At 53.5% G+C, this 23,831-nt stretch carries 21 protein-coding genes and 2 tRNA genes; 18 read left to right on the forward strand and 5 right to left on the reverse strand.

Annotated features, from left to right (window positions below; translation table 11 throughout):
• Positions 1-188: 188 nt before the first annotated feature.
• Positions 189-3,794 carry a bifunctional proline dehydrogenase/L-glutamate gamma-semialdehyde dehydrogenase PutA gene (putA, locus tag IUJ45_RS08330; RefSeq protein ID WP_002245889.1) on the reverse strand — a complete coding sequence of 1,202 codons (3,606 nt, stop codon included), beginning with the start codon at positions 3,792-3,794 and terminating at the stop codon, positions 189-191.
• Here putA and IUJ45_RS08335 point away from each other — a divergent pair.
• Complete coding sequence (locus IUJ45_RS08335; protein WP_009346312.1) at positions 3,786-3,953, forward strand: hypothetical protein; 168 nt, start codon at positions 3,786-3,788, stop codon at positions 3,951-3,953. The genes putA and IUJ45_RS08335 overlap by 9 nt on opposite strands.
• Positions 3,954-4,042: 89 nt before the next feature.
• On the opposite strand, the gene putP is transcribed toward IUJ45_RS08335, so the two are convergent.
• Positions 4,043-5,569: a sodium/proline symporter PutP gene (gene putP / locus IUJ45_RS08340; RefSeq protein ID WP_002236704.1), complete on the reverse strand. Its 1,527-nt coding sequence runs from the start codon at positions 5,567-5,569 to the stop codon at positions 4,043-4,045.
• Positions 5,570-6,050: 481 nt separating this feature from the next.
• On the opposite strand from putP, the gene IUJ45_RS08345 reads away from it, so the two are divergent.
• The 5 genes from IUJ45_RS08345 (at position 6,051) to IUJ45_RS08365 (ending at position 10,351) form a co-directional block, all read left to right on the forward strand.
• A complete protein-coding gene (locus tag IUJ45_RS08345) occupies positions 6,051-6,371 on the forward strand; it encodes an accessory factor UbiK family protein (protein WP_002216505.1) in 321 nt (106 codons plus the stop codon).
• 13 nt (positions 6,372-6,384) lie between these two features.
• Entirely contained in the window at positions 6,385-7,881 is a 1,497-nt protein-coding gene (locus IUJ45_RS08350; protein WP_002245890.1) for a YifB family Mg chelatase-like AAA ATPase, read from the forward strand.
• 105 nt (positions 7,882-7,986) lie between these two features.
• A complete protein-coding gene (ftsN, locus tag IUJ45_RS08355) occupies positions 7,987-8,850 on the forward strand; it encodes a cell division protein FtsN (protein ID WP_002234558.1) in 864 nt (287 codons plus the stop codon).
• 2 nt (positions 8,851-8,852) lie between these two features.
• Positions 8,853-9,497, forward strand: coding sequence for a thiol:disulfide interchange protein DsbA/DsbL (locus IUJ45_RS08360; protein ID WP_002212479.1), 645 nt, complete (start codon positions 8,853-8,855; stop codon positions 9,495-9,497).
• A gap of 32 nt (positions 9,498-9,529) precedes the next feature.
• Entirely contained in the window at positions 9,530-10,351 is an 822-nt protein-coding gene (locus IUJ45_RS08365) for an undecaprenyl-diphosphate phosphatase (protein WP_002239524.1), read from the forward strand.
• A 290-nt stretch (positions 10,352-10,641) separates the two neighbouring features.
• Here the strand turns inward: IUJ45_RS08365 and IUJ45_RS08370 are convergent.
• The 3 genes from IUJ45_RS08370 to IUJ45_RS08380 form a co-directional block, all read right to left on the reverse strand.
• A tRNA-Ala gene (locus IUJ45_RS08370) sits at positions 10,642-10,717 on the reverse strand.
• 7 nt (positions 10,718-10,724) lie between these two features.
• Positions 10,725-10,801: transfer RNA gene (locus IUJ45_RS08375), tRNA-Met, on the reverse strand.
• Positions 10,802-10,932: 131 nt separating this feature from the next.
• Complete coding sequence (locus tag IUJ45_RS08380) at positions 10,933-12,150, reverse strand: class I SAM-dependent methyltransferase (protein ID WP_079887162.1); 1,218 nt, start codon at positions 12,148-12,150, stop codon at positions 10,933-10,935.
• A 278-nt stretch (positions 12,151-12,428) separates the two neighbouring features.
• Here IUJ45_RS08380 and mraZ point away from each other — a divergent pair, with 278 nt between their 5' ends.
• From mraZ to murD, 12 genes are all read left to right on the forward strand, one after another.
• Complete coding sequence (gene mraZ, locus IUJ45_RS08385) at positions 12,429-12,884, forward strand: division/cell wall cluster transcriptional repressor MraZ (RefSeq protein ID WP_002249263.1); 456 nt, start codon at positions 12,429-12,431, stop codon at positions 12,882-12,884.
• A complete protein-coding gene (gene rsmH, locus IUJ45_RS08390) occupies positions 12,881-13,867 on the forward strand; it encodes a 16S rRNA (cytosine(1402)-N(4))-methyltransferase RsmH (protein ID WP_002218781.1) in 987 nt (328 codons plus the stop codon). Before mraZ ends, rsmH begins: the two co-directional genes overlap by 4 nt.
• A complete protein-coding gene (ftsL, locus tag IUJ45_RS08395) occupies positions 13,864-14,127 on the forward strand; it encodes a cell division protein FtsL (protein WP_002220363.1) in 264 nt (87 codons plus the stop codon). Before rsmH ends, ftsL begins: the two co-directional genes overlap by 4 nt.
• Before the next feature lie 60 nt (positions 14,128-14,187).
• Positions 14,188-15,933, forward strand: coding sequence for a peptidoglycan D,D-transpeptidase PBP2 (penA, locus tag IUJ45_RS08400; RefSeq protein WP_002246791.1), 1,746 nt, complete (start codon positions 14,188-14,190; stop codon positions 15,931-15,933).
• Between the two features lie 24 nt (positions 15,934-15,957).
• A complete protein-coding gene (locus tag IUJ45_RS08405) occupies positions 15,958-17,436 on the forward strand; it encodes a UDP-N-acetylmuramoyl-L-alanyl-D-glutamate--2,6-diaminopimelate ligase (protein ID WP_002236708.1) in 1,479 nt (492 codons plus the stop codon).
• Between the two features lie 22 nt (positions 17,437-17,458).
• Positions 17,459-17,896 carry a hypothetical protein gene (locus IUJ45_RS08410; protein ID WP_002238770.1) on the forward strand — a complete coding sequence of 146 codons (438 nt, stop codon included), beginning with the start codon at positions 17,459-17,461 and terminating at the stop codon, positions 17,894-17,896.
• A gap of 73 nt (positions 17,897-17,969) precedes the next feature.
• Positions 17,970-19,106, forward strand: coding sequence for a phosphoethanolamine transferase (locus tag IUJ45_RS08415; protein ID WP_002232822.1), 1,137 nt, complete (start codon positions 17,970-17,972; stop codon positions 19,104-19,106).
• Between the two features lie 124 nt (positions 19,107-19,230).
• Entirely contained in the window at positions 19,231-20,589 is a 1,359-nt protein-coding gene (locus IUJ45_RS08420; protein WP_082308683.1) for a UDP-N-acetylmuramoyl-tripeptide--D-alanyl-D-alanine ligase, read from the forward strand.
• A 2-nt stretch (positions 20,590-20,591) separates the two neighbouring features.
• Positions 20,592-20,768: a hypothetical protein gene (locus tag IUJ45_RS08425; RefSeq protein WP_002216522.1), complete on the forward strand. Its 177-nt coding sequence runs from the start codon at positions 20,592-20,594 to the stop codon at positions 20,766-20,768.
• Between the two features lie 93 nt (positions 20,769-20,861).
• Complete coding sequence (mraY, locus tag IUJ45_RS08430; RefSeq protein ID WP_082308684.1) at positions 20,862-21,944, forward strand: phospho-N-acetylmuramoyl-pentapeptide-transferase; 1,083 nt, start codon at positions 20,862-20,864, stop codon at positions 21,942-21,944.
• 114 nt (positions 21,945-22,058) lie between these two features.
• Positions 22,059-22,331 (forward strand): SEL1-like repeat protein, encoded by a 273-nt coding sequence (locus IUJ45_RS08435; RefSeq protein WP_002236711.1) that lies wholly within the window; start codon positions 22,059-22,061, stop codon positions 22,329-22,331.
• An 84-nt stretch (positions 22,332-22,415) separates the two neighbouring features.
• A complete protein-coding gene (gene murD / locus IUJ45_RS08440; RefSeq protein WP_002246804.1) occupies positions 22,416-23,753 on the forward strand; it encodes a UDP-N-acetylmuramoyl-L-alanine--D-glutamate ligase in 1,338 nt (445 codons plus the stop codon).
• Positions 23,754-23,831 lie beyond the last annotated feature (78 nt).

Below are 23,831 nucleotides of genomic sequence, written 5' to 3' on the forward strand. Positions count from 1 at the left end.
CTCGCCTTAGCTCAAAGAGAACGATTCTCTAAGGTGCTGAAGCACCAAGTGAATCGGTTCCGTACTATCTGTACTGTCTGCGGCTTCGTCGCCTTGTCCTGATTTTTGTTAATCCATTATAAAAATGCCGTCTGAAAGGTTTTCAGACGGCATTGGTTCACGGGCCGCGCTCGGGGATTTCGGTAAAATCAGTCGGCAACCGCCATCAGGCTGGCGTTGCCGCCGGCGGCTGTGGTGTTGACGCTGCAAGAGATTTCTTCAAACACTTGCAGGATGTCGAGTCCGTTTTCCGAAGGGAGGATGCGGATGAGTGCGCCGTCGTGGGCGGCAAGTTCCTGTTTGCGCGCGCTGTCCAAAGGCGACAGGGCGGCAACGTGGCTGATGTCGGCGGTTTCGGGTTTGCCGTTGACCAGCAGCAGACCTTCCAAGTCGGCGGTGTAGGAAGCCAGCGGGCTGTCGGGTTCGACCACTGCCTGTACGCCGGAGGCGGCAAGTTCGGTTAGGGCGCAGAAGGCTTGCAGGAGGCTGCCGCCGTGTATCCAAACGCGTTTGGGCGCGTGCCATGAGATGCTGTTGCGCTCGCCGGTCGGTCCGGTAAGGACGGTTTCGGCACGGCGCAGGGTGCGGATGCGGGCGTGTCCCAAAGCGGCCGCTGCGGCTTTTTTCTCTTCGGCGTTGAACGGTAGTTTGTGAACCAGTGCTTCGAGGCGTTTGAGTGCGGCTTCGTCCGCCTGTCCGATTTGGCTCAGGGTCGGGGCAACCCATTCGCCGGCGCGGGTCAGTTTTTGCAGGTAGAATGAACCGCCTGCTTTGGGACCTGTGCCGGACAGACCGTGTCCGCCGAAGGGCTGTACGCCGACGACTGCGCCGACGATGTTGCGGTTGACGTAAACGTTGCCGGCTTCGATGCGGCTGCGGATGTGGCGTACCGTGCCTTCGATGCGGCTGTGTACGCCGTGGGTCAGGGCGTAGCCTTTGCTGTTGATTTGGTCGATGACGCTGTCGAGTTCGTCGGCGCGGTAGCGGACGACGTGCAGGACGGGACCGAAGACTTCGCGTTGCAGTTCGTTGAGGTTGTTCAATTCAAACAGGATGGGGCGGACGAACGTGGATTTTTCGGAATCGACATCGGCAGCGGTTTTGACTTCGTGGTAAGACTTGGCAACGCCTTTCATTTTGTTGATGTGGTTCAACAGGTTTTGCTGCGCTTCGGCATCGATGACGGAGCCGACATCGGTGGTGAGTTGAATCGGTTTGCCGACGACGAGTTCGTCCATCGCGCCTTTGATCATGTCGAGCATACGGTCGGCAACGTCTTCTTGGACGCACAAGATACGCAGGGCGGAGCAGCGTTGTCCCGCGCTGTCGAAGGCGGAGTTCAATACGTCGGCGCAGACTTGTTCGGCAAGTGCAGTGGAATCGACAATCATGGCGTTTTGTCCGCCGGTTTCGGCAATTAGGACGGGATTGTCGCCGCGTTTGGCAAGGGCTTTGTTGATCAGGCGCGCCACTTCGGTCGAGCCGGTGAAAATCACGCCGCCGATGCGGGCATCGTTGGTCAATGCCGCACCCACGTCGCCTGCGCCGAGGACGAGTTGCAGGGCGGAAGTCGGGATGCCGGCTTCGTGCATGAGGGAAACGGCATAACCGGCAATCAGGCTGGTTTGTTCGGCGGGTTTGGCGATGACGGTGTTGCCTGCCGCCAATGCGGAAACGACTTCGCCGGTAAAGATGGCGAGCGGGAAGTTCCACGGGCTGATGGCGACAATCGCGCCGACGGCTTTTGCGTCTTGAGGCAGGGTATGTTCGGCTTCGTTTGCGTAGTAGCGGCAGAAATCGACGGCTTCGCGCACTTCGGCAATGGCGTTGTTCAGCGTTTTGCCTGCTTCGCGCACGGCAAGCATCATCAGTGCTGGGGTGTGCTGCTCCAGCAAATCGGCAAAACGGCGCAGGCAGGCGGCGCGTTCGGCGGCAGGTGTCGCACTCCATTCGGGGAACGCGGCAACGGCTGCGCCAACCGCTTCTTGGGCAAGCGCGGCATCGGCAAAGCTGACTGTGCCGACGATGTCGTCGTGGTCGGCAGGATTTTTAATCGGTTGTGCTTCGCCGACATCGCGGGCTTTGCCGTTGACGATGGATGCGGCGTGGAAGTCTTGCGCGGCGGCTTTGTTCATCTGTTCTTGAAGCTGCTGCAATACGTTTTCGTTGCTCAAGTCCACGCCTTGCGAGTTCAGACGGCATTTGCCGTACAAATCGCGCGGCAGTGGCAGGGCGTTGTGCAGGTGGATGCCTTGTTCGGCGATGGTGTCAAACGGGCTGCGGATGAGCGTGTCGATGCTGATGTTTTCATCAACGATTTGGTTGACGAAAGACGAGTTCGCGCCGTTTTCCAACAGGCGGCGCACCAAGTAGGCGAGCAGGGTTTCGTGTGTGCCGACTGGGGCGTACACGCGCACGCGGCGGCCTAAGTTTTGCGGGCCGACGACTTGGTCGTACAGGGTTTCGCCCATACCGTGCAGGCATTGGTGTTCAAAATCTTTGCCTTTACCCATTTGGTAGATTGCGCCCAAAGTGTAGGCGTTGTGGGTGGCAAATTGCGGGAATACCGCGTCTTGCGCGGAAAGCAGTTTGCGCGCGCAGGCGAGGTAGGAGATGTCGGTGTGGACTTTGCGGGTGTAGGTCGGATAGCCGTTCAAGCCGTCCACTTGCGCCCATTTGATTTCGCTGTCCCAATACGCGCCTTTGACGAGGCGGATCATTAGTTTTTGGTTGTTGCGGCGGGCAAGGTCGATCAGGTAGTCGATAACGAACGGACAACGTTTTTGGTAGGCTTGGACAACGAAACCGATACCTTTGTAGCCAGCCAAGTCAGGGTCTGAAACCAAAGCCTCCATCAAATCCAAAGACAGCTCCAGACGGTTGGCTTCTTCGGCATCGATGTTGATACCGATATCGTATTTTTTACCCAAAAGGAACAGCTCTTTCAGGCGCGGCAACAGTTCGCCCATCACACGGCCGTGTTGGGCGCGCGAGTAGCGCGGATGGATGGCGGAAAGTTTGACGGAAATGCCGTTGCCTTCGTAAACGCCTTGTCCTGCCGCATCTTTGCCGATGGCGTGGATGGCTTCGACATAGTCGCGGTAGTAGCGGTCGGCATCGGCTTGGGTGTAGGCGGCTTCGCCCAACATATCGAAGGAGAAGCGGTAGCCCATTTTTTCGCGTTCTTTACCGTTTTGCAGGGCTTCTTCAATGGTCTGTCCGGTCACAAACTGCTTGCCCAACAGGCGCATTGCGTAGTTCACACCTTGACGGATGAGGGGGGCACCGCCTTTGCTGATCAGGCGGCTGAGTGCGGAACTCATTTGTTTGTCGTTTGTGGCGGTCAGTTTGCCGGTAATCAGCAGGCCCCAGGCGGCGGCGTTGACGAAGAGGGAAGGGCTGTTGTTCAAATGGCTTTTCCAGTTGCCGTCTGAAATCTTGTCGGCAATCAGGCGGTCGCGCGTGGCGTTGTCGGGGATACGCAGCAGGGCTTCTGCCAGACACATCAGCGCGATGCCTTCTTCGCTGGAGAGTGAAAACTCGTGCATCAGCGCATCCACGCCGCCGGCTTTGGTGCGGCCGGCGCGGACTTGGGTAACCAAACGGCGGGCAAGCTCGGAGGCGGCGTTGCGCTCTTCGTCGCTCATCTGTGCACGTTGCAACATATCCTGTACGGCTTCGATTTCATTACGGCGGTAGGCATCGGTTATCGCTTGGCGCAGGGCAGTTTGTGCCGGAAATGCAAAATGAAACATTTTTTGGATTCTCCAAAGTTTTTCGGGGGGCAGGCGGCATCGGTGCGGCCTGAATACGGTAATATCGTAATAAATCCGCAGATGAAATACAAGGCTTCAAATGCGGGCAGGGTAGGTGCTTCCGTTTCTTTGAAAATGAAACGGGTAAAACACAAATAAGGCCTGTATGCAGGCAAGGTTTATTTGTGTTTGACCCGGAAACGGGTTCAGACGGCACGAACCGGGATGCCGTGCCGTCTGAAAGGGGTTTATCGGGCGGCGCGGTAATCTGCGTCGGCTTTTTCAAAGCGTTCTTGGATTTCGCGCGAAGGTTCTTTGTTGAACAGGGAAACCAACACGGCAATGATTAAGCAAACAATAAAGCCCGGGACGATTTCGTACATCGTCAACAAGCCGCTTTCGCCTGCTGCTTGAGCCGGTTTTTTTATCCATTCCGCCCATACGACTACGGTTAAGGCACCTGCAACCATACCCGACAACGCGCCGTAGGCAGTGATGCGTTTCCACAATACGGACAGAATCACAATCGGGCCGAACGCCGCACCGAAACCTGCCCACGCATAAGACACCAGTCCCAATACTTTGCTGTTCGGATCGGAAGCAATCAGGATGGAAATCACGGCAATCGCCAAGACCATCAGGCGGCCGACCCATACCAGTTCCGACTGTTGCGCGTTTTTACGCAAAAAGCCTTTGTAGAAGTCTTCGGTAATCGCGCTGGAGCAAACCAAAAGCTGGCAGGACAGGGTGGACATCACCGCCGCCAAAATCGCGCTCAAAATGATGCCGGCGATCCAAGGGTTGAACAGCAGGGTGGAAAGCGCGATGAAGATGCGTTCGTGGTTGCCGCTCATAGAAGAAACTTTGTCGGGATTTGCACCGAAATACGCAATGCCGAAATAACCGACCGCCACCGCGCCCGCAAGGCACAACGCCATCCAAGTCATGCCGATGCGGCGTGCGGATACCAGCGATTTCGCGCTTTCGGCCGCCATAAAGCGCGCCAAAATGTGCGGCTGTCCGAAATAGCCCAAGCCCCATGCGGCGGTGGAAATGATGCCGATGACGGTCGTACCGGCAAACAGGCTGCCGTATGCTTTGCCCGTGCCTGCGGCGACGCTTTGAATCGCGGCAGACATCTGTTCCGCGCCGCCCAAGCCCAGATAGACCATCACCGGCGTTAAAATCAGGGCGAAAATCATTAAAGAAGCCTGCAGCGTATCCGTCCAGCTGACCGCCAAGAAGCCGCCCAAGAAGGTATAGGCGATGGTCGCGCCCGCGCCCAGCCACATTGCCTGATTGTAAGTCATACCTTCAAACAGGCTTTGGAACAGGGTTGCGCCCGCCACAATGCCCGAGGCGCAATAAATCGTGAAGAAGAACAGGATAATCAGTGCGGAAACCACTTTCATCAAGTGTCCGCCCGCGCCGAAGCGGTGGAAGAAATAATCCGGCAGCGTCAGCGCATTGTTGGCGTATTCGGTATGCACGCGCAGGCGGCCCGCCACCAAGAGCCAGTTGAAATACGCGCCGACCAAGAGGCCGATGGCAATCCAAGCCTCATTCAAACCGCTCAGGTAAATCGCGCCCGGCAGACCCATCAGCAGCCAGCCGGACATATCGGACGCGCCTGCCGACATCGCGGTAACAAACGGGCCTAGGCTGCGCCCGCCCAAAATATAATCGTCGAAATTGCGCGTGGAAAAATAAGCGGCAAGCCCGATGAGAAGGACTGCAACCAAATAGATTGCAAAAGTGATGTACATGGGATTCATGTGCTATTCCTCGTCTAAAACTTCAGAATTACAGGCTTTGAAATTGCAAGCAACTTGAGCCTGAAATGTTTTTCTAATAAAAGTACAACGGAAAATCCGGACACCCGAAAGGGGATTCGGATAAATTATCTTCAATCACAATAAGATATGTAATAAAACTATATGAAATTGTAAATAATCCGTTTCAGCATAACCCAATTTCTGTTGTTTGCAAAGCACTTAATGGCTTAAAAAGCCGAGTTTGAAACGATGCGCGTCGGAAAAATCATTTAAAACAGCATATTGTTTTGTAGTGTCTTGTAATCGGGCGTTGCGCGGAATATGAAATCCGTTTTCAGGCGGCAGGTGTTTTGAGGTGTAATTTAGCAACCGCAAAGGAGGCGCGGTATGTTTTGCCGATTATCCGCCGCCCGTTTTCAGACGGCATTTTTCCTTATACAATAGCCGATTGAATTTGATATGTTCAGGAAGGATACAGATTATGTTCGGCAAGCAGCTTTTTGAGGAAGTCGGCTCGAAAATCAGCGAAACCATCGCCAACAGCCCTGCCAAAGATGTGGAAAAAAATATTAAGGCGATGCTGGGCGGCGCGTTCAACCGTATGGATCTGGTTACGCGCGAAGAATTCGACATCCAGCAGCAGGTTTTAATCAAAACCCGTACCAAACTGGCGGCTTTGGAAGCGCGTTTGGCAAAACTCGAAGCCGCGCAAAATCCCGAACGGGCAGCATTGGAAGCGGCTGAAGCCGCTGCCGAAGAAGCCGTCGCCGAAATCAGGCAGCAAACCGAAGCCGGCGAATAAGGCCGTCTGAAATATGTCGCTTGCCTTGGTTTACAGCCGCGCCTTGAGCGGTATGAATGCGCCGTTGGTCGAAGTGGAAGCCCACCTTGCCAACGGCCTGCCGCATTTCAACATCGTCGGGCTGCCCGATACGGAAGTAAAGGAAAGCCGCGACCGCGTCCGTGCCGCCATTATTCAAAGCGGTTTTGAATTCCCCGCCAAAAAAATTACCGTCAACCTCGCCCCCGCCGACCTGCCCAAAGAGTCGGGGCGTTTCGATTTGCCGATTGCAATCGGCATCCTTGCCGCATCGGGGCAGGTTGCGCCCGAAAAACTGGCGGAATACGAGTTTGCGGGGGAATTGGCACTGTCGGGGCTGTTGCGCCCCGTGCGCGGCGCGTTGGCGATGGCGTGGCAGGGTATGCAGGCAAAACGTGCATTTGTTTTGCCTGAAGAAAACGCAGGACAAGCCGCCGTGATGCGCGGCATTACCGTTTACGGCGCGCGCTCTTTGGGCGAAGTCGCCGCCCATTTGAACGGCATCGAACCTTTGGCGCAAACCGAATGCCAAGTTCCTCAGATGCCGTTTGAACATGGCGGACAACCTGATTTGTGCGATGTGAAAGGTCAGCACACCGCGCGCCTTGCTTTGGAAATCGCTGCCGCAGGCGGACACAGCCTCTTGATGATGGGTCCGCCGGGAACGGGCAAGTCTATGCTCTCCCAACGGCTGCCCGGCATCCTGCCGCCGCTGACCGAAGACGAATTGGTAGAAGTTTGGGCATTGCGTTCGCTCCTGCCCAACCACCAGCAACAACTCGACAGCCACCGTCCTTTCCGCAGTCCGCATCACAGCGCCAGTGCGGCGGCTATGGTCGGCGGCGGTTCGGATCCGCGTCCGGGCGAGATTTCATTGGCGCACCACGGCGTATTGTTTTTGGACGAGCTGCCCGAGTTCGACCGCAAAGTTTTAGAAGTTTTGCGCGAACCGTTGGAAAACGGCGAAATCCACATTTCCCGCGCGGCGCGCCAAGCCGTCTATCCGGCGAAATTCCAACTTGTTGCCGCCATGAACCCCTGCCCGTGCGGTTATCTCGGGCATCCCGTCAAACCCTGCCGCTGCACACCCGAAAGCGTCGCGCGTTACCGCAGCAAAATTTCCGGCCCGTTGCTTGACCGCATCGATTTGACCATCGAAGTCCCGAGCCTGTCCGCCGCCGAACTGATGCAGCAGGAAGCAGGGGAAAGCAGCGCGTCCGTTTTGGAACGCGTTATCGCCGCTAGAGACAAACAATACGCACGGCAAGGCAAAGTGAATGCCGCCTTGAGTGTCAGTGAACTCGACACATCCGCCCGCATTCAAAAAGAAGCGCAGGAAGCATTGGGCGGCCTGCTGGAAAAACTCTCCCTTTCCGCCCGCAGCTTCCACCGCATTATGCGCGTGGCGCGTACATTGGCGGATTTGGCGGGCGACGAAGAAGTCGGCAGAAGCCACGTCATGAAAGCCATAGGTTTCCGTCGCGCTTTATAGGAACGGGAATGGAAGCAGGTTTTGCCCAAATATGGCGATATTGTTAGAATATCCGCCCGTAAGCAAACGGCGTTAATGCCGTCTGAAACACATTAAGGTATGTTTATGAACAAATTTTCCCAATCCGGAAAAGGTCTGTCCGGTTTTTTCTTCGGTTTGATACTGGCGACGGTCATTATTGCCGGTATTTTGTTTTATCTGAACCAAAGCGGTCAAAATGCGTTCAAAATCCCGGCTTCGTCGAAGCAGCCTGCAGAAACGGAAATCCTGAAACCGAAAAACCAGCCTAAGGAAGACATCCAACCTGAACCGGCCGATCAAAACGCCTTGTCCGAACCGGATGCTGCGAAAGAGGCAGAGCAGTCGGATGCGGAAAAAGCTGCCGACAAGCAGCCCGTTGCCGACAAAGCCGACGAGGTTGAGGAAAAGGCGGACGAGCCGGAGCGGGAAAAGTCGGACGGACAGGCAGTGCGCAAGAAAGCACTGACGGAAGAGCGTGAACAAACCGTCGGGGAAAAAGCGCAGAAGAAAGATGCCGAAACGGTTAAAAAACAAGCGGTAAAACCGTCTAAAGAAACAGAGAAAAAAGCTTCAAAAGAAGAGAAAAAGGCGGAAAAGGAAAAAGTTGCACCCAAACCGACCCCGGAACAAATCCTCAACAGCGGCAGCATCGAAAAAGCGCGCAGTGCCGCTGCCAAAGAAGTGCAGAAAATGAAAACGCCCGACAAGGCGGAAGCAACGCATTATCTGCAAATGGGCGCGTATGCCGACCGCCGGAGCGCGGAAGGACAGCGTGCCAAACTGGCAATCTTGGGCATATCTTCCAAGGTGGTCGGTTATCAGGCGGGACATAAAACGCTTTACCGGGTGCAAAGCGGCAATATGTCTGCCGATGCGGTGAAAAAAATGCAGGACGAGTTGAAAAAACATGAAGTCGCCAGCCTGATCCGTTCTATCGAAAGCAAATAATTATGAAGCTCAAACATCTGTTGCCGCTGCTGCTGTCGGCAGTGTTGTCCGCGCAGGCATATGCCCTGACGGAAAGGGAAGACTATCTTGTGTTGGATAAACCCATTCCTCAAGAACAGTCGGGCAAAATTGAGGTTTTGGAATTTTTCGGCTATTTCTGCGTACATTGCCATCATTTCGATCCTTTGTTATTGAAATTGGGCAAGGCATTGCCGTCTGATGCCTATTTGAGGACGGAGCACGTGGTCTGGCAGCCTGAAATGCTCGGTCTGGCCAGGATGGCGGCTGCCGTCAATTTGTCGGGTTTGAAATATCAGGCAAACCCTGCTGTGTTTAAAGCAGTTTACGAACAAAAAATCCGCTTGGAAAACAGGTCGGTTGCCGGAAAGTGGGCTTTGTCTCAAAAAGGCTTTGACGGCAAAAAACTGATGCGCGCCTATGATTCTCCCGAAGCTGCCGCCGCCGCATTAAAAATGCAGAAACTGACGGAACAATACGGTATTGACAGCACGCCGACCGTTATTGTCGGCGGAAAATACCGCGTTATCTTCAATAACGGCTTTGACGGCGGCGTTCATACGATTAAAGAATTGGTTGCCAAAGTCAGGGAAGAACGCAAGCGTCAGACCCCTGCTGTACAGAAATAGCCGAACTCCCGTATCCGAAAGAAGCGCAAGCAATGGATTTTCTGATTGTCCTGAAAGCCCTGATGATGGGCTTGGTAGAAGGTTTTACCGAATTTTTACCGATTTCCAGCACCGGGCATTTGATTGTGTTCGGCAATCTGATTGGTTTTCACAGCAATCACAAGGTTTTTGAAATTGCCATCCAGCTCGGTGCGGTTTTGGCGGTAGTGTTTGAATACCGGCAACGTTTCAGCAATGTGTTGCATGGCGTGGGAAAAGACCGGAAAGCCAACCGCTTCGTCCTCAATCTTGCCATTGCTTTTATACCTGCCGCCGTGATGGGGCTGTTGTTCGGCAAACAAATCAAAGAGTATCTGTTTAACCCCTTGAGTGTTGCAGTCATGCTGGTTTTGGGCGGTTTTTTTATTTTGTGGGTGGAGAAACGCCAAAGCCGAGCAGAGCCTAAAATTGCCGATGTTGATGCATTGCGTCCGATTGATGCCTTGATGATCGGCGTTGCCCAAGTGTTTGCACTGATTCCGGGTACGTCCCGTTCGGGCAGTACGATTATGGGCGGGATGCTTTGGGGAATCGAACGGAAAACTGCGACAGAATTCTCGTTTTTCTTGGCTGTGCCGATGATGGTTGCCGCAACGGCTTATGATGTCCTGAAGCATTACCGGTTTTTCACCCTGCATGATGTCGGTTTGATTTTGATTGGCTTTGTTGCTGCCTTTGTTTCAGGCTTGGTAGCGGTAAAAGCGTTGCTGAGGTTTGTTTCCAAGAAAAATTATATTCCTTTTGCCTATTACCGCATTGTTTTTGGTATTGCCATCATTATATTGTGGCTGTCAGGCTGGATAAGTTGGGAATGAAACCATAAACCCGACCTGAAGACATTATTCGGGTCGGGTTTGTCTGGCGGGCTGATATAGTGAATTAACAAAAATCAGGACAAGGCGACGAAGCCGCAGACAGTACAGATAGTACGGCAAGGTGAGCCAACGCTGTACCGGTTTAAATTTAATTCACTATAAAATCAGGACAGGCGGGGCGATAGGTTTAAAGTCGATTGCCTGTTTTGAAGGCAGTGGTTTATTCTTTATTTGCCGGCAATCAGGCAATAAAAAAGCACATACCTTTTTACGGTCTGTGCTTTTTTATCTGGTGGAGGTAAGCGGGATCGAACCGCTGACCTCTTGCATGCCATGCAAGCGCTCTACCAACTGAGCTATACCCCCGAAAATTTGGTGGCGAATCAGGGACTCGAACCCCGGACACAAGGATTATGATTCCTCTGCTCTAACCGACTGAGCTAATTCGCCGTTTCGTGAAGACGCTATTATATGTTTTTCTGTTTTTTTGACAAGCCGTATTTTTTAATTTTGAATTAGTTGACTGTTTTTAAATGTTAAAAAGTTTATGTCGTCTGAAGCGGATTCAGGCGGCATGAGGGTTAGAGTTTGTGGCAGATGTCGCCGAAGCTGAATCCTGCCCAGTCGATGCCGATATTTTTTCCGAATGCGATGACTTTAAACAGTTCGCCCATTTCGTGCTGGTCAATCAGTTTCTGAACGGCAGCAGCTTCACGGATATAGGCTGCCGAATTCGTTTTCCCCGTCTGTGCCAATAGCTCGGTAATGCCCAGGTTCAATAAGAAATGGGATTGGGGAAGGTAACCTATCAAATCTAATCCGGCATCCGTCCCGGCTTGGGCAATGTCGGTAAAGTTGACATGCGCGGTCAGGTCGGCCAATCCGATGAAGTCAAAAGGATTGTGGATAACGTGATGTCGGTAGTGTCCGATTAGAGTACCTTGATTGCGTTGCGGGTGGTAATACTGCGCTGCATCAAAACCGTAGTCGATGAATATCATGCAGCCGTGTTCGAGTCTTGAGGCAAGGGTGCGGATAAAGGCATATTGTTGCGGATGTAGTTCGCTGGTGTAGGGATAATCTGTTTGAGGAAAATAGAGGGAAGCCAAGGCAGATAGCTGTAAGTCGTGCAGCGGTCGTGCCGAATAGGTAAAACGGTCATTATCTAGGCAAACGCCGACATGCTCGAATGAGCCGCCTTCATTTTTACGGACGATTTCGACAGGCATGGCATCGAGTACTTCGTTGCCGATGATGATGCCGTCAAACGCTTCGGGAAGTGCGGTCAAGTGGACAACTTTTTGAGATGCTTCCGGTGCGCGTGCTTGAATCAGGTTTTTCTGACGTGCTGCCAGCTCCGGCGATATTTCAATAATATAGTAACGGCTGATGCCGTCCGAAATGCTGCCCAACAAATCGGCGGCAAGCTGTCCGGTTCCCGCGCCGAATTCATAGATATTGCCCGCCGTTTGGGATAGAAGTTCTTGAAGTTGGCGTGCCAGTGTCTGTGCAAACAGAGAGGTGAGGGTCGGTGCGGTAATAAAATCCCCGGTATTGCCGATTTTATGGCTGCCGCCGGTGTAGTAGCCGTATTGCGGAGCGTATAAAACCAATTCCATAAAACGTGAAAATGGAATCCAGTTGCCGTGTTTGCCGATTTTTTCGGCAATGAGGGTTTGCAGTTTGAGCGAGAATTGCCGTGCTTCGGGAGAGGGGAGGGGGAGGGGCATGATAAGTGTTAGCTTGTGTAAATTTATTGGATTTCCCGACATATTACACGTTGGTACGGGTGCTGTCATGGCTTTATCTTAATACTATATATTGTGTTTATATTATTAAATTAATCATATATAGTTGTTTATTGGTTCGGTCACTCTGTACCGCACCCGCCGTGCCGTTGTCGTCATTTTTTATCTTATTGTTTTTAAAAGGAATAAAAATTTCAGATATGTTAATGAGTTTTCATGCCCTGATTTGACCGAGTGTTTAAAATTTCTTATAGTGTCGATTGGTGGGGAATTGTGGGGCAAAGTGTCTCTTTTACCCTTGTGATTTTGATTTCGGCTTGGGACATGTCATGTTCGGCGGCGCACACGAATTAAGCATCGACAGTAAGGGGCGGTTGGCTGTTCCTGCCAAATTCCGTGACATTCTGTCGCGCCTCTATACGCCTGCCGTAGTGGTAACGCTCGAGTCGAAATACAAGCTGTTGATGTACCCTGTTGCGGAGTGGGAAAAGGTTGCGGCGCAACTTTTAAACTTAAAAGTGGCGGATAACCCTGTTTTGCGGCGGTTTCAAAATCTTTTGCTGCATAACGCGGAAATTTTGGAATGGGACAGCGCCGGCCGGGTGCTGCTTCCTGCCGGACTGAGGAAGAGGGTGGATTTCGACCGTGAAGTCGTTTTGGTCGGTCGTGCCAACCGTTTGGAGCTTTGGGGTCGCGAGCAGTGGGAGGCTGAGATGGTTCAGGCTTTGGATGACGATCCTGACGAACTTGCCTTCCAGTTGAGTCAGACGGATTTGCAATTGTGAGTGGAGCAGAAAGTTACCGGCATATCACGGTCTTGCTGAATGAGGCGGTGGATGCGCTTGCCGTGCGCGAAGACGGTGTCTATGTGGACGGTACGTTCGGCAGGGGAGGGCATTCCCGGCTGATTTTGTCGCGTTTGGGCGATGCGGGGCGGTTGATTGTTTTCGACAAAGACCCGCAGGCGATTGCTGTGGCAGAAGAGCTGGCGCGTTCGGACAAACGGGTCGGTGTCGTGCATGGCGGTTTTGCTTCGTTTCAGACGGCATTGGACGGTTTGGGTATCGGCAAGGTGGACGGTGCGCTGTTTGATTTGGGGATTTCGTCCCCGCAAATCGATGACGGCAGCCGCGGTTTCAGCTTCCGTTTCGATGCCCCTTTGGATATGCGTATGGATACGACGCGCGGTATGTCTGCCGCAGAGTGGATAGCGGTTGCGTCGGAACAGGATTTGCACGAGGTAATCAAGAATTATGGTGAAGAGCGGTTTAGCCGCCAGATTGCGCGCGCCATTGTTGCGCAACGGGCGGAAAGTCCAATCGATACAACCCGCAAGCTGGCGCAGATCGTGGCACAAAACGTCCGTACTCGCGAGCGGGGGCAGGATCCTGCGACGCGCACCTTCCAGGCAATCCGCATCTTTATTAACCGCGAGCTTGAAGAAGTAGGGGCAGTATTGCCGCAGGTCATGTGTCGTCTGAAAGAGGGCGGACGTTTGGCGGTCATTGCTTTCCATTCGTTGGAAGACCGCATTGTGAAGCAGTTTGTCAAAAAATATTCGCAACACGCGCCCCTGCCGCGCTGGGCGGCGGTCAGGGAAGCGGATTTGCCCGAGCCGCCCCTGAAAATCGCGGGCAGGGCATTAAAGCCGGGTGAGGCGGAAATTGCCGCCAATCCGAGGGCGAGAAGTGCGGTTTTGCGTGTGGCGGAGCGGACTGCCGGTCCGATACCGGAACAATCACAGAGAAAAACGTCTGAATGGCAATGAACAAATTGAATTTCCTTCTGCTGCTTGCGGTGTGCGTTTCCGCTTTTTCCGTTGTGATGCAGCAAAACCAGTACAGGCTCAACTTCACAGCTTTGGATAAGGCGAAAAAACAGGAAATCGCCTTGGAGCAGGATTATGCGCAAATGAGGCTGCAACAGGCGCGTTTGGCGAACCACGAAGCGATCAGGGCGGCGGCAGAAAAACAAAACCTCCATCCGCCGGTTTCGGGCAATACCTTTATGGTGGAGCATCAAAGATAGAAGCAGCCTGTGTGCCGGAATCGGATTCCTGCGTCAGGATAATAATAACGAGAAGTAAAAATGTTGATTAAGAGCGAATATAAGCCTCGGATGCTGCCCAAAGAAGAGCAGGTCAAAAAGCCGATGACCAGTAACGGACGGATCAGCTTCGTCCTGATGGCAATAGCGGTCTTGTTTGCCGGTCTGATTGCTCGCGGACTGTATCTGCAGACGGTAACGTATAACTTTTTGAAAGAACAGGGCGACAACCGGATTGTGCGGACTCAAACATTGCCGGCTACACGCGGTACGGTTTCGGACCGGAACGGTGCGGTTTTGGCGTTGAGTGCGCCGACGGAGTCCCTGTTTGCCGTGCCTAAAGAGATGAAGGAAATGCCGTCTGCCGCACAATTGGAACGCCTGTCCGAGCTTGTCGATGTGCCGGTTGATGTTTTGAGGAACAAGCTCGAACAGAAAGGCAAGTCGTTTATCTGGATTAAGCGGCAGCTCGATCCCAAGGTTGCCGAAGAGGTCAAAGCCTTGGGTTTGGAAAACTTTGTATTTGAAAAAGAATTAAAACGCCATTACCCGATGGGCAACCTGTTTGCACACGTCATCGGATTTACCGATATTGACGGCAAAGGTCAGGAAGGTTTGGAACTTTCGCTTGAAGACAGCCTGCATGGCGAAGACGGCGCGGAAGTCGTTTTGCGGGACCGGCAGGGCAATATTGTGGACAGCTTGGACTCCCCGCGCAATAAAGCCCCGAAAAACGGCAAAGACATCATCCTTTCCCTCGATCAGAGGATTCAGACCTTGGCCTATGAAGAGTTGAACAAGGCGGTCGAATACCATCAGGCAAAAGCCGGAACGGTGGTGGTTTTGGATGCCCGCACGGGGGAAATCCTCGCCTTGGCCAATACGCCCGCCTACGATCCCAACAGGCCCGGCCGGGCAGACAGCGAACAGCGGCGCAACCGTGCCGTAACCGATATGATCGAACCCGGTTCGGCAATCAAACCGTTTGTGATTGCGAAGGCATTGGATGCGGGCAAAACCGATTTGAACGAACGGCTGAATACGCAGCCTTATAAAATCGGACCGTCTCCCGTGCGCGATACCCATGTTTACCCCTCTTTGGATGTGCGCGGCATCATGCAGAAATCGTCCAACGTCGGCACAAGCAAACTGTCTGCGCGTTTCGGTGCCGAAGAAATGTATGACTTCTATCATGAGTTGGGCATCGGTGTGCGTATGCACTCGGGCTTTCCGGGCGAAACTGCAGGTTTGTTGAGAAATTGGCGCAGGTGGCGGCCCATTGAACAGGCGACGATGTCTTTCGGTTACGGCCTGCAATTGAGCCTGCTGCAATTGGCGCGCGCCTATACCGCACTGACGCACGACGGCGTTTTGCTGCCGGTCAGCTTTGAAAAACAGGCGGTTGCGCCGCAAGGCAAACGCATATTCAAAGAATCGACCGCGCGCGAGGTACGCAATCTGATGGTTTCCGTAACCGAGCCGGGCGGCACCGGTACGGCGGGTGCGGTGGACGGTTTCGATGTCGGCGCGAAAACCGGCACGGCGCGCAAGTTCGTCAACGGGCGTTATGCCGACGACAAACACATCGCTACCTTTATCGGTTTTGCCCCCGCCAAAAACCCCCGTGTGATTGTGGCGGTAACCATTGACGAACCGACTGCCCACGGTTATTACGGCGGCGTAGTGGCAGGGCCGCCCTTCAAAAAAATTATGGGCGGCAGCCTGAACATCTTGGGCATTTCCCCGACCAAGCCCCTGACCGCCGCAGCCGTCAAAACACCGTCTTAATCCGAGTATCAACGAGATTGTTTTATGTTCAGCAAGTTAACCCCTTTGGCTGAAACCGGCATCCCGACCCTGTCGTGTGCAAACGCGGCAGGGCGTTTGTTGCATTCAGACAGCCGCCAAATCAAACAAGGCGATATTTTCGTTGCCTGTCCGGGCGAATATGCCGACGGACGCAGTTATATCCCCGCCGCCGTTGCCAACGGCGCGGCTTTTGTTTTTTGGGACGACGACGGCAAATTTGCGTGGAATCCCGAATGGAAAGTCCCCAATCAAGGCATCAAAGATTTGAAACACCGTGCCGGCATATTGGCGGCGCAAGTTTACGGCAACGTTTCAGACGGTCTCAAATTCTGGGGCGTAACCGGAACCAACGGCAAAACCTCCATCACGCAATGGCTGGCGCAAGCTGCCGATTTGTTGGGCGAAAAAACCGCCATTGTCGGCACGGTCGGCAACGGCTTTTGGGGTGCATTGGAAGAAACCACGCATACCACACCCGCCCCCGTCGATGTCCAAACCCTGCTCTACCGTTTCCGTCAACAAGGCGCAACAGTCGCCGCGATGGAAGTCTCCAGCCACGGGCTTGACCAGTCGCGCGTCAACGGCGTGTCATTCCGCAGCGCAATCTTTACCAACCTCACCCGCGACCACCTCGACTACCACGGCACGATGGAAGCCTACGGTGCCATCAAGTCGCGCCTGTTTTACTGGCACGGCTTGAAACACGCAGTCATCAACGTGGATGACGAATACGGCGCGGAACTCGTAGGTCGTCTGAAAAAAGACTGTCCCGATTTGGCCGTTTATAGCTACGGCTTCAGCGAACACGCCGACATCCGCATTATCGATTTCACCGCCTCTTCAGACGGCATAGCAGCCGTATTCCAAACCCCGTGGGGCGAAGGGAAATGCCGCACGCGCCTGCTCGGACGGTTCAACGCGCAAAACCTCGCCGCCTGCATCGCCTTGCTGTGCGCCAACGGCTATCCGCTTGATAAAGTATTGGATGTGCTGGCAAAAATCCGTCCCGCTTCAGGGCGCATGGACTGCATCATGAACAGCGGCAAACCTTTGGTCGTTGTCGATTATGCCCATACGCCCGACGCATTGGAAAAAGCACTCGCCACCTTGCAGGAAATCAAACCGCAGGGTGCGGCTTTGTGGTGCGTATTCGGTTGCGGCGGTAACCGCGATCGCGGCAAACGCCCGCTGATGGGCGCGGCAGCCGTACAGGGCGCGGATAAAGTCGTCGTCACCAGCGACAACCCGCGTTTGGAAAATCCGCACGACATCATCAACGACATCCTGCCTGCCGTTCCCGCGCCCGAATGCGTCGAAGCCGACCGTGCCGCCGCCATCCGTTATGCGGTTGAACAAGCCGCCGCAAACGACATCATCCTGATTGCCGGCAAAGGGCATGAAAACTATCAGGATGTACAAGGCGTGAAGCACCGTTTTTCCGATCTTGAAATCGTCGGACAGGCTTTGTTAACTCGTAAATAATGGGATATTCGGACGGCATCGTATGAAACAATCCGCCCGAATAAAAAATATGGATCAGACATTAAAAAATACATTGGGCATTTGCGCGCTTTTAGCCTTTTGTTTTGGCGCGGCCATCGCATCAGGTTATCACTTGGAATATGAATACGGCTACCGTTATTCTGCCGTGGGTGCTTTGGCTTCGGTTGTATTTTTATTATTATTGGCACGCGGTTTCCCGCGCGTTTCTTCAGTTGTTTTACTGATTTACGTCGGCACAACCGCCCTATATTTGCCGGTCGGCTGGCTGTATGGTGCGCCGTCTTATCAGATAGTCGGTTCGATATTGGAAAGCAATCCTGCCGAGGCGCGTGAATTTGTCGGCAATCTTCCCGGGTCGCTTTATTTTGTGCAGGCATTATTTTTCATTTTTGGCTTGACAGTTTGGAGATATTGTGTATCGGGGGGGGGTATTTGCTGACGTAAAAAACTATAAACGCCGCAGCAAAATATGGCTGACTATATTATTGACTTTGATTTTGTCCTGCGCGGTGATGGATAAAATCGCCAGCGATAAAGATTTGCGAGAACCTGATGCCGGCCTGTTGTTGAATATTTTCGACCTGTATTACGATTTGGCTTCCGCGCCGGCACAATATGCCGCCAAGCGCGCCCACATTTTGGAAGCAGCAAAAAAAGCGTCAACATGGCATATCCGTCATGTTGCGCCCAAGTATAAAAATTATGTTGTGGTTATCGGTGAGAGCGCGCGTTCGGATTATATGAATGTTTACGGTTTCCCATTGCCCGATACGCCTTTTTTGAGTCAGACCAAAGGGCTGTTGATAAACGGTTACCAATCGACCGCCCACGCGACGAATCTTTCGCTGCCGCAGACTTTGGGGCTGCCGGGAGAACCGAACAATAACATCGTCAGCTTGGCGAAGCAGGCGGGTTTTCGGACGGCGTGGCTGTCTAATCAAGGAATGTTGGGGCATTTTGCCAACGAAATTTCCACCTATGCCCTACGCAGCGATTATCCGTGGTTTACCCAAAGGGGTGATTATGGCAAAAGCGCGGGGTTGAGCGACCGCCTTTTGTTGCCGGCGTTCAAACGGGTTTTGATAGGAAATGCAGGCACGAAGCCTCGGCTGATTGTGATGCACCTGATGGGTTCGCACAGTGATTTTTGCACACGTTTGGATAAGGATGCGCGGCGGTTTCAGTATCAAACTGAAAAAATATCCTGCTATGTTTCCACCATCGCGCAAACCGATAAATTTTTAGAAGATACAGTTAAGATATTGAATGAAAATAAAGAAAGCTGGTCTTTGGTTTACTTTTCCGACCACGGTTTGATGCATGTCGGTAAAGGCGGCGAGCGAACGTTGACACATGGTGCGTGGAAGCGTCAAAGCTACGGCGTGCCGCTGGTTAAAATTTCGTCCGATGATACGCGGCGCGAAATGATTAAAGTGAGGCGCAGCGCGTTTAATTTTTTACGCGGATTCGGCAGTTGGACGGGTATCGAAACCGACGAGTTGCCCGATGACGGCTATGATTTTTGGGGGAATGTTCCCGATGTGCAGGGCGAAGGCAATAACCTTGCCTTTATCGACGGACTGCCCGACGACCCCGCGCCGTGGTATGCGGGAAAAGGCAAATCGACTAAAAATACGTCTAAAAAATGATACGTACAGAAAAAATGCCGAATGAGAATGGGAAAATAATCTGTGTTTTACCACAGCAAAACAGGCGATAAAAAAATCAGCCGCTACCGATGTGTCCGCCGCCCGAATATTAACGAAAGTAAATATGAAACCACTGGACCTAAATTTCATCTGCCAAGCCCTCAAGCTTCCGATGCCGTCTGAAAGCAAACCCGTGTCGCGCATCGTAACCGACAGCCGCGACATCCGCGCGGGCGATGTGTTTTTCGCATTGGCGGGCGGGCGGTTTAATGCGCATGATTTTGTTGAAGACGTATTGGCTGCGGGTGCGGCGGCGGTTGTGGTTTCGCGCGAAGATTGCGTTGCAATGGATGGCGCGTTGAAAGTCGATGACACGCTTACCGCGTTGCAAATGTTGGCGAAGGCGTGGCGCGAGAATGTGAACCCGTTTGTGTTCGGTATTACCGGCTCGGGCGGCAAGACGACGGTGAAGGAAATGTTGGCTGCGGTATTGCGCCGCCGTTTCGGCGATAATGCCGTTTTGGCGACGGCAGGCAACTTCAACAACCACATCGGATTGCCGTTGACTTTGTTGAAATTAAACGAAAAACACCGCTATGCCGTGATTGAAATGGGTATGAACCATTTTGGCGAACTGGCGGTTTTGACACAAATCGCCAAACCCGATGCCGCATTGGTCAACAACGCCATGCGCGCCCATGTCGGCTGCGGTTTCGACGGAGTGGGCGATATTGCCAAAGCGAAAAGCGAGATTTATCAAGGCTTATGTTCAGACGGCATGGCGCTGATTCCTCAAGAAGATGCCAATATGGCTGTCTTCAAAACGGCAACGCTTAATTTGAATACGCGCACTTTCGGCATCGATAGCGGCGATGTCCACGCGGAAAATATCGTGCTGAAACCGTTGTCGTGCGAATTTGATTTGGTGTGCGGCAACGAGTGCGCAGCCGTGGTTCTGCCCGTTCCCGGCCGCCACAATGTCCACAACGCCGCCGCCGCCGCCGCGCTGTCTTTGGCTGCAGGTTTGAGTTTGAACGATGTGGCGGAAGGTTTGAAAGGCTTCAGCAATATCAAAGGCCGTCTGAACGTCAAATCCGGAATCAAGGGCGCAACCCTGATTGACGATACTTATAATGCGAACCCTGACAGCATGAAAGCTGCGGTTGACGTGTTGGCGCGTATGCCTGCGCCGCGTATTTTCGTGATGGGCGATATGGGCGAACTGGGTGAGGACGAAGCCGCCGCCATGCACGCCGAAGTCGGCGCGTACGCCCGCGACCAAGGCATCGAAGCGGCTTATTTTGTCGGCGACAACAGCGTCGAAGCGGCGGAAAAATTTGGCGCGGACGGTTTGTGGTTCGCCGCCAAAGACCCGTTGATTCAAGTGTTGCGCCACGATTTGCCCGAACGCGCCACCGTGTTGGTGAAAGGTTCGCGCTTTATGCAGATGGAAGAAGTGGTCGAGGCATTGGAGGATAAGTGAAAATGAAAAGTCGACGTTTTTTTAAAGCCTTATTGTTGATTGCCGCGCTGGTCGGCGCGTTTTATGCCGGAATGCAGACGCAGGCGTATCTTTATGAAGATTTATGTTTAGACTTGGGTGGCGGCAAAAATCCGGGGAGTTACCCGATTTGCGTGATTGGGAAAGTCTCTGCACGTTAATCTGCAAAAGTCGTCCGAAACCTTGCCGGGCGGCAAGCCAACCTCAAACGGGCACAAGCCCATGTAACGACAAAAACAAAAAAAGGAAGCCCCATGTTTTTATGGCTCGCACATTTCAGCAACTGGTTAACCGGTCTGAATATTTTTCAATACACCACATTCCGCGCCGTCATGGCGGCGTTGACCGCCTTGGCGTTTTCCCTGATGTTCGGCCCGTGGACGATACGCAGGCTGACCGCGCTCAAATGCGGGCAGGCAGTGCGTACCGACGGTCCGCAAACCCACCTCGTCAAAAACGGCACGCCGACGATGGGCGGTTCGCTGATTCTGACCGCCATTACCGTGTCCACCCTGTTGTGGGGCAACTGGGCAAACCCGTATATCTGGATTCTCTTGGGCGTATTGCTCGCCACGGGCGCACTCGGTTTTTACGACGACTGGCGCAAAGTCGTCTATAAAGACCCCAACGGCGTGTCCGCCAAATTCAAAATGGTGTGGCAGTCAAGCGTTGCCATTATCGCCGGTTTGGCATTGTTTTACCTTGCCGCCAATTCCGCCAACAATATTTTGATTGTCCCGTTCTTCAAACAAATCGCCCTGCCGCTGGGCGTGGTCGGCTTTTTGGTGTTGTCTTACCTGACCATCGTCGGCACATCCAATGCCGCCAACCTCACCGACGGCTTGGACGGCCTTGCGACCTTCCCCGTCGTCCTCGTTGCCGCCGGCCTCGCCATCTTCGCCTATGCCAGCGGCCACTCACAATTTGCCCAATACCTGCAATTACCTTACGTTGCCGGCGCAAACGAAGTGGTGATTTTCTGTACCGCCATGTGCGGCGCGTGCCTCGGTTTCTTGTGGTTTAACGCCTATCCCGCGCAAGTCTTTATGGGCGATGTCGGTGCATTGGCATTGGGTGCCGCGCTCGGTACCGTCGCCGTCATCGTCCGCCAAGAGTTTGTCCTCGTCATTATGGGCGGATTATTTGTCGTAGAAGCCGTATCCGTTATGCTTCAGGTCGGCTGGTATAAGAAAACCAAAAAACGCATCTTCCTGATGGCGCCCATCCATCACCACTACGAACAAAAAGGCTGGAAAGAAACCCAAGTCGTCGTCCGCTTTTGGATTATTACCATCGTCTTGGTGTTGATCGGTTTGAGTACCCTCAAAATCCGCTGAACCTATGCCGTCTGAACACCTTTCAGACGGCATTTGAACGCGCAATAAACCTGCGGCGACAATCCGCCCAGCCCTATCGTTAACGGCGGCTTATACTAAAACAGAAGTAAAACCATGAAACAGACAGTCAAATGGCTTGCCGCCGCCCTGATTGCCTTGGGCTTGAACCAAGCGGTGTGGGCGGATGACGTATCGGATTTTCGGGAAAACTTGCAGGCGGCAGCACAGGGAAATGCAGCAGCCCAAAACAATTTGGGCGTGATGTATGCCGAAAGACGCGGCGTGCGCCAAGACCGCGCCCTTGCACAAGAATGGCTTGGCAAGGCTTGTCAAAACGGATACCAAGACAGCTGCGACAATGACCAACGCCTGAAAGCGGGTTATTGAACAGCTCGCGATGCCGTCTGAAAGCGGCTTGAGCAGGATCAGACATCCCCCTGCTCAATATGATTTGTTTTAGGACAAACCAAAATGACTTTCCAAAACAAAAAAATCCTCGTCGCCGGACTTGGCGGCACGGGTATTTCCATGATTGCCTACCTGCGCAAAAACGGCGCGGAGGTTGCTGCGTATGATGCGGAGCTGAAGCCGGAACGCGTGTCGCAAATCGGTAAGATGTTTGACGGGTTGGTGTTTTACACGGGCCGTCTGAAAGATGCGCTCTCCAACGGTTTCGATATTCTGGCACTCAGCCCCGGCATCAGCGAGCGGCAGCCGGATATCGAGGCCTTTAAGCGAAACGGCGGACGCGTGTTGGGCGACATCGAATTGCTGGCGGACATTGTGAACCGCCGCGGCGACAAGGTGATTGCGATTACCGGCAGCAACGGCAAAACCACGGTAACGAGCCTGGTCGGCTATCTCTGCATCAAGTGTGGGCTGGATACCGTTATCGCGGGCAATATCGGCGCGCCGGTTTTGGAGGCGGAATTGCAGCGCGAAGGCAAAAAGGCGGACGTGTGGGTGTTGGAGCTTTCCAGTTTCCAACTGGAAAACACCGAAAGCCTGCGCCCGACTGCGGCGACAGTGCTGAACATTTCCGAAGACCATCTCGACCGCTACGACGACTTGCTCGACTACGCGCATACCAAAGCCAAGATTTTCCGTGGCGACGGTGTGCAGGTTTTGAATGCGGACGATGCGTTCTGTCGTGCGATGAAGCGCGCCGGGCGCGAGGTGAAATGGTTTTCGTTGGAATACGAAGCCGATTTTTGGTTGGAACGTGAGACAGGTCGCCTGAAACAAGGCAATGAAGATTTGATTGCCACGCAAGATATTCCGCTGCAAGGCTTGCACAACGCCACTAACGTGATGGCTGCCGTTGCCTTGTGCGAAGCCGTCGGTTTGCCGCGCGAAGCATTGCTCGAACACGTCAAAACCTTTCAAGGCCTGCCGCACCGCGTGGAAAAAATCGGCGAGAAAAATGGCGTGGTGTTCATCGACGACAGCAAAGGCACGAACGTCGGTGCGACCGCCGCCGCGATTGCCGGTTTGCAAAATCCGCTCTTCGTGATTTTAGGCGGCATGGGCAAAGGGCAGGACTTCACGCCCCTGCGCGACGCGCTTGCCGGCAAGGCAAAAGGCGTGTTCCTGATCGGTGTCGATGCGCCGCAAATCCGCCGCGATTTGGACGGCTGCGATCTGAATATGACCGACTGCGCCACTTTGGAAGAAGCGGTTCAGAAGGCATATGCCCAAGCCGAAGCGGGCGATATCGTGCTGCTCAGCCCCGCCTGCGCGAGTTTCGATATGTTTAAAGGCTACGCGCACCGTTCGGAAGTGTTTATCGGGGCGTTTAAGGCTTTGTGATACTGTCTGAAACGCAACCGCCGTCATTGTTGGGCGGCAAGTAAAGATTTAGAATACCGATTTGGGATGTATCGTATG

The sequence above is a fragment of the Neisseria meningitidis genome (assembly GCF_022869645.1).
Taxonomy (GTDB): domain Bacteria; phylum Pseudomonadota; class Gammaproteobacteria; order Burkholderiales; family Neisseriaceae; genus Neisseria; species Neisseria meningitidis.

Bases quoted from the DNA above. Each gene is read 5' to 3' on its own strand.
- IUJ45_RS08335 (WP_009346312.1), top strand. From the start codon at position 3,786: ATGAAACATTTTTTGGATTCTCCAAAGTTTTTCGGGGGGCAGGCGGCA.
- putA (WP_002245889.1), bottom strand. From the start codon at position 3,794: ATGTTTCATTTTGCATTTCCGGCACAAACTGCCCTGCGCCAAGCGATA.
- putP (WP_002236704.1), bottom strand. From the start codon at position 5,569: ATGAATCCCATGTACATCACTTTTGCAATCTATTTGGTTGCAGTCCTT.
- IUJ45_RS08345 (WP_002216505.1), top strand. From the start codon at position 6,051: ATGTTCGGCAAGCAGCTTTTTGAGGAAGTCGGCTCGAAAATCAGCGAA.
- IUJ45_RS08350 (WP_002245890.1), top strand. From the start codon at position 6,385: ATGTCGCTTGCCTTGGTTTACAGCCGCGCCTTGAGCGGTATGAATGCG.
- ftsN (WP_002234558.1), top strand. From the start codon at position 7,987: ATGAACAAATTTTCCCAATCCGGAAAAGGTCTGTCCGGTTTTTTCTTC.
- IUJ45_RS08360 (WP_002212479.1), top strand. From the start codon at position 8,853: ATGAAGCTCAAACATCTGTTGCCGCTGCTGCTGTCGGCAGTGTTGTCC.
- IUJ45_RS08365 (WP_002239524.1), top strand. From the start codon at position 9,530: ATGGATTTTCTGATTGTCCTGAAAGCCCTGATGATGGGCTTGGTAGAA.
- IUJ45_RS08380 (WP_079887162.1), bottom strand. From the start codon at position 12,150: ATGACAGCACCCGTACCAACGTGTAATATGTCGGGAAATCCAATAAAT.
- mraZ (WP_002249263.1), top strand. From the start codon at position 12,429: ATGTTCGGCGGCGCACACGAATTAAGCATCGACAGTAAGGGGCGGTTG.
- ftsL (WP_002220363.1), top strand. From the start codon at position 13,864: ATGAACAAATTGAATTTCCTTCTGCTGCTTGCGGTGTGCGTTTCCGCT.
- penA (WP_002246791.1), top strand. From the start codon at position 14,188: ATGTTGATTAAGAGCGAATATAAGCCTCGGATGCTGCCCAAAGAAGAG.
- IUJ45_RS08405 (WP_002236708.1), top strand. From the start codon at position 15,958: ATGTTCAGCAAGTTAACCCCTTTGGCTGAAACCGGCATCCCGACCCTG.
- IUJ45_RS08410 (WP_002238770.1), top strand. From the start codon at position 17,459: ATGAAACAATCCGCCCGAATAAAAAATATGGATCAGACATTAAAAAAT.
- IUJ45_RS08415 (WP_002232822.1), top strand. From the start codon at position 17,970: ATGGATAAAATCGCCAGCGATAAAGATTTGCGAGAACCTGATGCCGGC.
- IUJ45_RS08420 (WP_082308683.1), top strand. From the start codon at position 19,231: ATGAAACCACTGGACCTAAATTTCATCTGCCAAGCCCTCAAGCTTCCG.
- IUJ45_RS08425 (WP_002216522.1), top strand. From the start codon at position 20,592: ATGAAAAGTCGACGTTTTTTTAAAGCCTTATTGTTGATTGCCGCGCTG.
- mraY (WP_082308684.1), top strand. From the start codon at position 20,862: ATGTTTTTATGGCTCGCACATTTCAGCAACTGGTTAACCGGTCTGAAT.
- IUJ45_RS08435 (WP_002236711.1), top strand. From the start codon at position 22,059: ATGAAACAGACAGTCAAATGGCTTGCCGCCGCCCTGATTGCCTTGGGC.
- murD (WP_002246804.1), top strand. From the start codon at position 22,416: ATGACTTTCCAAAACAAAAAAATCCTCGTCGCCGGACTTGGCGGCACG.